Source organism: Flavobacterium sp. (genome assembly GCF_020217025.1).
In the GTDB taxonomy this organism is placed as follows: Bacteria; Bacteroidota; Bacteroidia; order Flavobacteriales; family Flavobacteriaceae; genus Flavobacterium.
The window spans coordinates 1-10,000 of sequence record NZ_JAIWOF010000182.1; the positions used below are offsets into that span (position 1 = coordinate 1).

The window sequence follows — 10,000 nt, forward strand, 5'->3', positions numbered from 1 at the left end:
GGGCGAATTTGTAATGCAACAAATTAAAGATCACACCAAGAAAATTGCCACAGCTTTAAAAACGGTTGGGTTAATCAACATCCAATTTGCGATTAAAGATGACACCGTGTATATCATTGAAGCCAATCCAAGAGCATCTCGTACCGTTCCGTTTATTGCAAAAGCGTATGGCGAACCGTATGTGAATTACGCAACAAAAGTAATGTTGGGTCACAATAAAGTAACTGATTTTGATTTCAATCCGCAATTAAAAGGATATGCGATTAAGCAACCGGTATTCTCTTTCAGTAAGTTCCCAAATGTAAACAAAGCATTAGGACCAGAAATGAAGTCAACAGGAGAAAGTATCTTGTTTATTGATGATTTAAAAGACGATCAATTCTACGATTTGTATGCAAGAAGAAAAATGTACTTAACGAAGTAATACAAAAAATCCCAATCGAAAGATTGGGATTTTTTATTTTTTCTAAGGAATACAATGCTGCACTTGATAAATTACTATCTGAAAACAAAAAAGCCTCAGATTAATGAAGCTTTTTTAATGTATTTTGTAATTAAACTACCAGTCGCTTTTTGATGCGCTAGATTTAGCCATTTCTTTTTTAATGTCGCTTTTAATGGTTGCAATTGTAGAATTGATTTCTGCATAATAGGCTTTAAGAGTTTCCATTAATTTTGGATTATCCACCGCTTTTTCCGAAGCCAATTTATCAAACATTTTTTCTATAGTTGTTTCAGCACTCGACTTGATAAAGATATTTTTTATTTCGTATTTGTATTTGCCGTCTTTTGACATAATAGAAATAGTATAAAATATTTTAACTTTTGTCTCGCTTCCGTTTGCCTTAATCGTCATGAAAGAATACTGGGTGTCAGTAACCGATAAAGCTTCCTTATCCTGCTTAATTTTATCTTGTGTTTCTTTATAGGTATTTACAAAGAACATTTTAGAATTGTTAAACAAGTCATCTTTGGTTTTTCCTTCCGCAGATACAACTTCTGAGAAGATAATTTGCCCGTTTTCATTCAATGGGAAATCGAATTTTTCTTGGGCATTAATAGAGAACGTAGTCAATACTAATAATAAAAGGATTTTTTTCATGTTTATGGAGCTTGGTTTAATACTAGTTTAGTAGGATACAATGATAATATATTTTTTTTAAAATAAAAAAACTTTGAAATAAAATAAGCGTTTCAATTTAACCTATCATTAATTGATTACGAGTAATTTTTTAATATAAGTTGGTTTTTTTAAGACTTATAACGTTCTGTGGCTTTATGCCAGTGGGTATAACCAGAACTGAATCATAACAAATATATCTTAAACTTTGGAAAATATGAAGGATTTTCCAAACATATATAGACCTTGCCATTACTTGTAACCTTTGTTATGTGCAGCCTTACATGCTTATAGTGATTAAAAATTATTTTCAATTTCTTGTCTTAATTTTGGTATTACTATAAAGTAATATAATAAAAGTGCACTATCGTTAGCTTTAATATCTTTTATAATTTTCCACCTAAAATTTCTTGCATTTACTTTCATAATCGATGGAGTTGAATTTGTTAGTAGAGTTACATTTGGTATAAAATTATCATCATGATTTAGGTTTACAATAACGCCATTGTAATTCTGACTAAAATCCTCTTTGTTACTAAATTTTACTATTGTTCCTAGAGTGAATTGTTCTAAATATAAATTTTCAGTATCGCATTCTTTTAATATGTTTAAAGCTTCATTAACAGTATTTGGTATATTCGTTATTTTCAATTTTCTTTCTTCTTTCTTCTTTCGTATTTCAAAAATTTCGGACGAGATTTCTGGGATATACTTAATGAAAAAATCTTCCCAATTTTGAATTGATTGACGTACTAGTTCTTCAAAAGTGAATAAAAAATTGTTATTGAAATCAACTATATCGGCTTTAACTTCGACTTGACCATCCATGACATTGTAGAAAACACCAGCAATTGGCATATTAATTTTTAAGGAGTTTTCTACATTAACTATTTTAGGGTTGAGTTTTGACCTATTAGTTTTTGTAAGAGGATAACCATGTTTCTCTTGATTTACTAAATCTATTACAATGCATAAACATTGTGAATTATCAATATTAATTTCAATAATTTTTTCGCTTAATCCTTTTTTTTTAAAATAATCTTTTAAATTATCTTTTAAGTTAGCAATATTATAGAGTATTGAATTAATTCTGTTGAGTGCCCCTCTTTTTTCTTTTTCCGAAGTGATACCACCACCCAATGTTATGGTTAATTGTTTTTTGCCATTTTCAGATACACTTTCTTCATATATAGGTTCTGGTTTTTTGAATTCCTCAAAATGTGAATTTATTGAATCATATAATAAACCTATTCTAAGTTCTAAATCATTAAATGATATGTATTCCATGTTATATTTGATTAGCACTGTGTGTTGGTTGCACAAAACTTGTATGTGAAGTTTTCCGACTAGTATCATGCCTTATTGGCAAGACAGACTAAAATCTTACTTATTTATTTCTCAAAAATAATAAAAAATTCTTACAAATTATCAAGCATAATATTAATTCACAATTACTTATAAGCAAAAAAAATCCCGAGCCTAAACTCGGGATTCTTAATTTTTAGTGCTCTTTAATTTTATCTAAAGTCGTATCTAAAACACGTTGGATTTTTTCTAAAGCTTCAAAAAAGGCTTTTTCTGCGCTATCGGCTGTTGCGGTAACAGCAATCGGTTGTTTTTTTTCTACTCTAGCTTCAATAACACATTTTTTATCGTTTGGAGATGTTTTGTTTCCATTTTCGTCAGAAACATGAACTTCTATTCGGGTTACGATTTCGTCAAATCTTGCTAATTCATTTTTAATTTCGTTGGTAAAGAATTCTGAAAAACGGCTTCCGCCTTCAATGTTTTTGTCGGTGTGAATTTGAACTAACATAGCTATAGGGGTTATAAATTAATAATACCTAAAGTTACGAAAATTCTTTCGCTTTTCAAAATTTGAATTCAAAATTTCCTGTTTTCACTCAGTAATTAAAAAAAGTAATTAGTAAAACTTGTCTTTTGAGGTTTTATTTTTTCAGCTTTTTGTATTCTCTAATTAAAGTTTTAAGCTCGCGGTTAGAAGTTATATCAATGTCTTTATCAGATAAAAAATGACCATATTTGAATGCTACCGTGTATTTTGAGGTAGTTAATTTTGTAGCAATTTCATCAAGGTCATTTCGTAATGCTTGTTTTTCCTCTTCAATTTTTTGTAAAAGTGCAAATTTGTCTTTAAAATCTCTTCTAAAAGTGGTGGTATTAAATGGAATCGAATTAAGAATTTGCATTTGCTTCTTCGATTTTAAATCCAAAGTATCTATAATTTTAGGTACTATGTTCTCAATTTCTTTTCTTGATAATGAATTCATATTCTCAGGAAGAAAAGATTCTTGCTTTGTATTTCCTTTTTTAGGGACTGATTTTATTGCTTTTTCTGGAGCGTCGGTATTAATATAACCACTCCCAAAACACTTTTTACACTTTACATCTAAACCTTCACACGAACAAATTTGAACTGCCATAAATAGTTGTTTTTAATATTCTGAATCGGTATTAATTGGATTTATAACAATCTTTTAATCACAGTTTCAAATGAGGTGTAAAGATATGTAAATCCAACTGAAATTAAATGTAAATGAAACAATCAATAATCTTACTTTAATCTGCTACATATTCCAAAATATCACCTGGCTGACAATCTAACACTTTACAAATGGCTTCGAGTGTGCTAAAACGAACAGCTTTTGCTTTTCCGGTTTTTAAAATGGATAAATTGGCCAACGTAATATCCACCTTTTCCGAAAGTTCGTTGAGTGACATTTTTCGTTTAGCCATCATCACATCTAAGTTTACTACTATTGCCATAATTTACACTGTTAAGTCGTTTTCTTCCTGAATATCGATTCCTTTTTTAAAGATAATGGCAATAATATAGACAACACCACCCATTAAAATAAAAGCTTCGCTATCTACCCAAAACTGGTTTAAGTTATCAAGAATAAAACCGTGATGTATTAAATTTTTAACAAACTGTCTTGCAATATGACTTAAGAATCCTATTGAAAGTGTGAAATAACTAATTAGAGAAATTTGCTTCGCTACAAACGTGTTGAACGGTTTTGATAAATCCATTTTGTGCATTAGATGAATTACCGCATAAAATAGCACTGCTTTTAAAATAGAAATGATAAGTATAAAACTATATACACCAAAAAAAGCTAATTTACTTTCGTTGTACATAGCCATTAAGTCTAATTTTTGATATAGATTTTGAAGAACTTCAGGATTATAAAGACTGAAAAAGAAATTAACGACTAAACCTCCTGCTTCAATTGATAAGCCCACAAAAATAAGCCAAGCGATTACATATAAGCCCCAAAATACGAAGTTGTTTGTTTTTGACATAACTACAAAGTTTAAAATTACATTACAAATTTCAATAAAAATTTATTGAAAAACAATAAAAATTTAATTATTTTAGATAAATAATTGTAAATCTCTTGTGTTTATTGACTTTGTAAGGCAAAAAAAATCCCGAGAAGTACTCGGGATTTTATAATGTAGAATGTTTTATGATTAGTTACAAGCATCTAATGCTTCGGCAAATTGAATAATACTTTCTAAATTATTTTTAAATTCTTTTTTCTCAACTCTAGCAAGAAGAGCTGGGCAGCCTTGTGCAAATTCTTCAAAACGTTTTTTTGGTGACATCATCCAAGAAGCTGTTGCATTTGATTTTCCTTCAGATTCGTTAGCGCTTTTGATAATAATTTCACCATTAAAATATTGGAAAACACTTATTTTTTTACCAATGTACATTTCTTTTACAAATTTCTTTGTAGCTCCAGACATGGTCATTCCGCCATTATCAACGGCAACTTTAAAAGAAACAGAAGCAAATTCTTCTCCGTTACTTAAAGTAAGACGGTTAATTTCATTTGCCTTAAAAGTTCTTTCTGAAAATTTCCCTTGAAAATCTTTAACAGTCACTGTAATTGCATCACTTAAAGCCAAAGTTCTGTTCTTTTGAATATAACCAGTAACCGTGTCTTTTTTTATAGTAGCCAAATAAGCTAAAATATAATTTGGATCAGTTTCAATACTGTAAGGAGCAGTAGAAGCATTGTAACTTGAATTGTTGTTTGTTACAACTGCTGTAGTCTCTTCAAAGAAGAAATTTTTCGTTTCAACATTGAAATGTCTTGTTTTAACTTTGTTTACATTAAATAACGTAATTAAGTTATTGCAGTCTTCACTATTACTAACTCCATCACTTTTGTCGTAATCATTAGCAATAAGTTTGTTTGACCATTCTATTGATTTGCTTGGTTGGTCTAAATAATTATAAATTTTAGCCAAATTGAAATAAGCGCTATATCTAATTTTTCTGTGTGCTTTTGAATCTTCTGCATATTTTTTTGGTAACGATTCAAAATATTGAATAGTGTTTTGTAATTCTGATTCAAAACCTGTTACAGCATTGTTAAATGTCATTTTATCAAAAACATTTTTAACTTCTAAATACGCGTTGTACTCAGCTGCTTGTTCAGGATGTTTTTTATTGGCTAATATCCAAAGGTAATCAGTTCCAGTTTTAACAGCATAACCATATTCATTATTAAGTTGTGTGTTTAAGACATTCACAACTTCCATTACAAAATTATTGTAAATGGTTCTGTTGATATTGTAGTAATAAGATTCAGCACTAGAATAGCTATCGTATTCTTTACTTTTTAGATTGTTAGTTCTAGTAAAGTCAATTGTTTTTTGAACCTTACCATCTGTACTACTTATTTTTACACTACCTTTTTGGTCATAAGTTAGTTCTGCGGTGTAGTAATATGTATTTCTTACATTTCCATTTTTGTCTTTAGTAGAACTTGTTCTAGTTGCAATATTTTTTTTAACAACCGTTGGAGTAAGTAAGGTAATGTCAATGTTGATATAACCATTTTTTTCCTTTTTTTCCAATCCGTTAATGTTTACTTGATTTTGAAAAAAGAATTTCGATTTATCGTACATCAAGTTACGGTCAATATTGGTAGTAAAGGAATAGGTTCTATTTTTTACTTCTAAGATTGGATTACTTGGTAATTGTACGAAAGAATAATTAAAATCATGTCTGTCTAAATCCGTTGATTGAGAAAAAGTAAACAATGAAATTAATAAAAAGATTGAAGAGAGAATTTTTTTCATTTGCTTTAAATTTAAATTTAGGTAAATATACTATTTGTATGTGTTAAATGAACTTTATTTTAGAGTTATGATGATTATTTAATGATTAAATCGTATTTCTGAAGTAATCCTTTTAAATTTTCAGTTGAAAAAATGGCGCGTTTTAATTTGTTTTTTTCAGGGTCGATGATGAAATCATAACTGGTTGAAAAATCGGTTTTGTTTGCAGTTGTTCCAATAAATACCGCGTGTCTTAAATTACAATTATCGAACATAGCTTCTGATAAATCACTTTCCATAAAGTCAACGGCAATCATACTACAATTGATGAATTGCATTTTCTTGAGTTTCAAACTGTAAAATTGCGCGTAATCCAGCAAACTATCTTTAAAGTGGAATTCATATAAAATTTGGTCTGTCATCGCAAAATTTACAGCAGTAAAATCACATTTCGTAAACCAAACATCACGCAACGAAACATGATTGATTTTTGTTCCTTTGAAATTGCAATCCAAAAAATTACAATCGATAAAAGTAACGGCAACAAAAAAACAAGAAGTAAAATCGCAATTGGTAAACGTGCAATTTTCGTATTCTTTGTATTTGATATCGTTTTCTGAAAAGGTAATGTCAGAAAAATTTTGGTCAATAATGTAATCTGCGTGCATAAATATATTTTTTAAAATCCTTCAAAAACACCTAATCCAAATAAGGCAAAATCGTATTTTACAGGATCGTTTGGGTCTAATTTTCTTAAATTTTCGTCCAATTCAGCTAGAGCTTTAGCATCGTTTTGTTTTCGTGTTAGCAATTCTAATTTCCTCGCCACATTTCCTGAATGTACATCCAACGGACAAGATAATAGAGCAGGAGAGATGCTGTTCCAAATCCCCAAATCGACTCCTTTATTATCTTTTCGAATCATCCAACGCAAATACATATTGATTCTTTTTGCGGCTGAACCATTTAAAGGATCTGAAATGTGTTTTTCAGTTCGAGCTAAATGGGGAATGTCAAAAAACAATTGCTTGAATTCCGAAATCGTATGTTGCATCGTAGGATTTTGTTTCGAGAAAACCGCTTCTAATCCGTTGTGATTTTGATAAATGTGTTGTAATCCTTTTACGAATCCCACAAAATCTTTTCCATTAAAAGTACGATGCACGAAATTTTCTAATGATTCTAATTGCGTTTCCGAATGATTCATGACAAAATCGTAAGGCGAATTTCCCATCAAATCCATCATCTTCTTAGCGTTGTTGATAATCATTTTTCGATTTCCCCAAGCGATAGTTGCTGCTATAAATCCAGCAATTTCAATATCTTCTTTCAAAGAATACAAATGCGGAATTTGAATCGGGTCGCTTTCAATGAAATTGGGATTGTTGTACAACTCGACTTTTTCGTCTAGAAATTCTTTTAACTCGGAATGTGTCATTTTATGAACTTACAATATTCCCATCCACCATCGTTAGTTTTCTATCTGCCATGTTGGCTAATTCTTCGTTATGAGTAACGATTACAAAGGTTTGCCCAAATTCATCGCGCAATTTGAAGAACAATTCGTGTAAGTTTTCGGCGGTATGCGTATCTAAATTTCCAGATGGTTCATCAGCAAAAATAACGGCTGGTTTGTTGATTAAAGCTCTCGCAACTGCAACACGTTGTTGTTCACCACCTGAAAGTTCGCTGGGTTTGTGATGGGTTCTTTCTGCTAAACCTAAATAGGAAAGGAGTTTTTTAGCTTCGGTTTCTACTTCTTTTTTATCGCGATTGGCTATAAATCCAGGAATACAAACGTTTTCTAAAGCAGTGAATTCTGGTAATAATTGGTGAAACTGAAAAATGAAACCTAAATGTTGGTTCCTGAATTTAGAAAGTTCTTTGTCTTTTAAATTCAAAATAGAGGTTCCATTGATTTCTAAAACCGTATTGTTTTGTTTCGCAGGTTCGTCTAAAGTACCTAAAATTTGAAGTAAAGTCGTTTTTCCAGCGCCTGAAGCACCTACTATAGAAACGATTTCTCCTTTTTTTATGTGTAAATCCACTCCTTTTAAAACATGAAGTGAATCGTAATATTTATGTAGATTTTTAGCTGTAATCATAACCGAACATTTCTACAAAGAAACAAAGATTTTTGGCTAATAAAAAAACTATTGTTCATCTATTCGCGTATCTCAAATAATAAAGTTAAGTTAAATTAGATTTTGTGTTTAATTTTTTTGTAGATTTGTTAAACAAAATAACCAATAGCATTTATGAGAAATACAATTAAAGGGTTATCAATGGTTTTAAGTTTGATTTTTAGTTCGTGTACGGCTAAAGAAAAACTAGTAGTAAAAGAAGAATTTAAAGAACCTGTAAAAGTAAAAGTGAAACAAGGTATGGAAGTTGCAACATTTGCCGGAGGCTGTTTTTGGTGTACCGAAGCGGTTTTCCTAGAAATAAAAGGAGTTGAAAAAGTAGTTTCGGGATATATTGGAGGAAAGACTAAAAATCCTACTTACAAAGATATTTGCACAGGAGAAACAGGTCATGCTGAAGCAATTCAAATCACGTTTAATCCGAATGAAGTAGCGTATGAAGATTTGTTAGAAGTTTTCTTTGGTACTCACGATCCAACAACATTAAATCGTCAAGGTGCTGACGTGGGAACACAATACAGAAGTGAGATTTTCTACCATTCTGAAGCTCAAAAAGTAAAAGCGGAAAATTATATTCAGTTACTGGAAAAAGAAAAGTTATACGATAAAAAGATTGTGACAAAAGTTTCTTCGGCTACAGTATTTTATCCTGCAGAAGATTATCATCAAAATTATTACAATCAAAATTCAAGTCAAGGCTATTGCCAAATGGTGATTGCACCGAAATTAGAAAAATTGCGCAAATATTATAAATCGAAATTAAAATAGAAGGGAAAAATTGCTATGAACACTACTATTGAAAAAGAAATATTCGACATTATCGGTGATAATCACCAAATGACATCGGTTGAAACGCCGTTACGACCAGATGCTTTTTATAAATCAGATGCTGAAAAAATGGAAGTTATTGAACACCATTTTGAAATTATCATGAAAGAATTAGGTTTGGATTTAACCGATGATAGTTTGCAAGGAACACCGCATCGTGTGGCAAAAATGTTTGTGCAAGAAATTTTTTCGGGATTGAATCCAGCGAATAAGCCAAAGATTTCAGTTTTTGATAATTCGTATCAGTATGATAAAATGTTGGTTGAGGCGAATATTAGCTTCAATTCTACTTGCGAACACCACTTTTTACCGATTGTTGGGAAAGCACATATTGGTTACGTTTCTTCTGGAAAAGTTATCGGTTTGTCAAAACTAAATCGTATTGTGGATTATTATGCAAGACGTCCACAAGTACAAGAGCGTATGATTATGCAAATTTTCAACGAACTAAAATCGGTTTTAGAAACGGATAATGTTATTGTGGTGATGGAAGCAACGCATTTATGTGTATCAAGTCGAGGTATTAAAGATGAAAGCAGTTATACTTCAACCTTACAATATGGTGGCGTTTTCAATCAGAAAGAATTCCGCGACGATTTTTATAAGATGATTCATAAAGAATAGGTTTTAAATGTCGTATTTGTTTCGTACATTCGTTAAGGAAATTACGAAATTAAAATGGCACAAGAACCTGTTATAACGTCACCCATTCCGCCAAAAAATAATAAAGGAACGATGCTAGTGCTGAGTTTGTTTTTTGATGCTATTGGTATGTTAACTTATTTAGTTCCAGTTTTTGGAGAGATTACCG

The 10,000-nt window shown here is 30.6% G+C and carries 12 protein-coding genes and 1 pseudogene; 3 read left to right on the forward strand and 10 right to left on the reverse strand.

The window, feature by feature from the left end:
• Positions 1–424: pseudogene (locus LDL23_RS09305) on the forward strand (carbamoyl-phosphate synthase large subunit); the annotation flags it as partial.
• Between the two features lie 135 nt (positions 425–559).
• Here the strand turns inward: LDL23_RS09305 and LDL23_RS09310 are convergent.
• The 10 genes from LDL23_RS09310 to LDL23_RS09355 form a co-directional block, all read right to left on the reverse strand.
• On the reverse strand, positions 560–1,102 hold the full coding sequence (locus LDL23_RS09310) for a DUF4468 domain-containing protein (protein ID WP_291265443.1): 543 nt from the start codon (positions 1,100–1,102) through the stop codon (positions 560–562).
• Between the two features lie 315 nt (positions 1,103–1,417).
• Positions 1,418–2,407, reverse strand: coding sequence for a hypothetical protein (locus LDL23_RS09315; RefSeq protein WP_291265444.1), 990 nt, complete (start codon positions 2,405–2,407; stop codon positions 1,418–1,420).
• A gap of 214 nt (positions 2,408–2,621) precedes the next feature.
• On the reverse strand, positions 2,622–2,936 hold the full coding sequence (locus tag LDL23_RS09320) for an HPF/RaiA family ribosome-associated protein (protein WP_291265445.1): 315 nt from the start codon (positions 2,934–2,936) through the stop codon (positions 2,622–2,624).
• Positions 2,937–3,069: 133 nt separating this feature from the next.
• Positions 3,070–3,564: a hypothetical protein gene (locus LDL23_RS09325; protein WP_291265446.1), complete on the reverse strand. Its 495-nt coding sequence runs from the start codon at positions 3,562–3,564 to the stop codon at positions 3,070–3,072.
• A gap of 136 nt (positions 3,565–3,700) precedes the next feature.
• A complete protein-coding gene (locus LDL23_RS09330; protein WP_291265447.1) occupies positions 3,701–3,907 on the reverse strand; it encodes a helix-turn-helix transcriptional regulator in 207 nt (68 codons plus the stop codon).
• A gap of 3 nt (positions 3,908–3,910) precedes the next feature.
• On the reverse strand, positions 3,911–4,447 hold the full coding sequence (locus LDL23_RS09335; RefSeq protein WP_291265448.1) for a DUF2975 domain-containing protein: 537 nt from the start codon (positions 4,445–4,447) through the stop codon (positions 3,911–3,913).
• A 171-nt stretch (positions 4,448–4,618) separates the two neighbouring features.
• Positions 4,619–6,238 (reverse strand): hypothetical protein, encoded by a 1,620-nt coding sequence (locus LDL23_RS09340; RefSeq protein ID WP_291265449.1) that lies wholly within the window; start codon positions 6,236–6,238, stop codon positions 4,619–4,621.
• A gap of 74 nt (positions 6,239–6,312) precedes the next feature.
• On the reverse strand, positions 6,313–6,885 hold the full coding sequence (locus tag LDL23_RS09345) for a pentapeptide repeat-containing protein (RefSeq protein ID WP_291265450.1): 573 nt from the start codon (positions 6,883–6,885) through the stop codon (positions 6,313–6,315).
• Between the two features lie 11 nt (positions 6,886–6,896).
• The gene (locus LDL23_RS09350; protein WP_291265451.1) at positions 6,897–7,655 is read right to left on the reverse strand and encodes a TIGR02757 family protein; all 759 of its coding nucleotides are present in this window, start codon (positions 7,653–7,655) and stop codon (positions 6,897–6,899) included.
• Between the two features lies 1 nt (position 7,656).
• Positions 7,657–8,322 carry an ABC transporter ATP-binding protein gene (locus LDL23_RS09355; RefSeq protein WP_291265452.1) on the reverse strand — a complete coding sequence of 222 codons (666 nt, stop codon included), beginning with the start codon at positions 8,320–8,322 and terminating at the stop codon, positions 7,657–7,659.
• Between the two features lie 279 nt (positions 8,323–8,601).
• On the opposite strand from LDL23_RS09355, the gene msrA reads away from it, so the two are divergent.
• Together msrA and folE are read left to right on the forward strand one after the other, a co-directional pair.
• A complete protein-coding gene (msrA, locus tag LDL23_RS09360) occupies positions 8,602–9,129 on the forward strand; it encodes a peptide-methionine (S)-S-oxide reductase MsrA (protein WP_291265454.1) in 528 nt (175 codons plus the stop codon).
• A gap of 15 nt (positions 9,130–9,144) precedes the next feature.
• The gene (gene folE, locus LDL23_RS09365) at positions 9,145–9,813 is read left to right on the forward strand and encodes a GTP cyclohydrolase I FolE (RefSeq protein ID WP_291265453.1); all 669 of its coding nucleotides are present in this window, start codon (positions 9,145–9,147) and stop codon (positions 9,811–9,813) included.
• The last annotated feature ends 187 nt before the right edge of the window (positions 9,814–10,000 follow it).

Excerpts from the sequence above, each read along its gene's own strand:
- LDL23_RS09310 (WP_291265443.1), bottom strand. The coding sequence starts at position 1,102 with ATGAAAAAAATCCTTTTATTATTAGTATTGACTACGTTCTCTATTAAT.
- LDL23_RS09315 (WP_291265444.1), bottom strand. The coding sequence starts at position 2,407 with ATGGAATACATATCATTTAATGATTTAGAACTTAGAATAGGTTTATTA.
- LDL23_RS09320 (WP_291265445.1), bottom strand. The coding sequence starts at position 2,936 with ATGTTAGTTCAAATTCACACCGACAAAAACATTGAAGGCGGAAGCCGT.
- LDL23_RS09325 (WP_291265446.1), bottom strand. The coding sequence starts at position 3,564 with ATGGCAGTTCAAATTTGTTCGTGTGAAGGTTTAGATGTAAAGTGTAAA.
- LDL23_RS09330 (WP_291265447.1), bottom strand. The coding sequence starts at position 3,907 with ATGGCAATAGTAGTAAACTTAGATGTGATGATGGCTAAACGAAAAATG.
- LDL23_RS09335 (WP_291265448.1), bottom strand. The coding sequence starts at position 4,447 with ATGTCAAAAACAAACAACTTCGTATTTTGGGGCTTATATGTAATCGCT.
- LDL23_RS09340 (WP_291265449.1), bottom strand. The coding sequence starts at position 6,238 with ATGAAAAAAATTCTCTCTTCAATCTTTTTATTAATTTCATTGTTTACT.
- LDL23_RS09345 (WP_291265450.1), bottom strand. The coding sequence starts at position 6,885 with ATGCACGCAGATTACATTATTGACCAAAATTTTTCTGACATTACCTTT.
- LDL23_RS09350 (WP_291265451.1), bottom strand. The coding sequence starts at position 7,655 with ATGACACATTCCGAGTTAAAAGAATTTCTAGACGAAAAAGTCGAGTTG.
- LDL23_RS09355 (WP_291265452.1), bottom strand. The coding sequence starts at position 8,322 with ATGATTACAGCTAAAAATCTACATAAATATTACGATTCACTTCATGTT.
- msrA (WP_291265454.1), top strand. The coding sequence starts at position 8,602 with ATGGAAGTTGCAACATTTGCCGGAGGCTGTTTTTGGTGTACCGAAGCG.
- folE (WP_291265453.1), top strand. The coding sequence starts at position 9,145 with ATGAACACTACTATTGAAAAAGAAATATTCGACATTATCGGTGATAAT.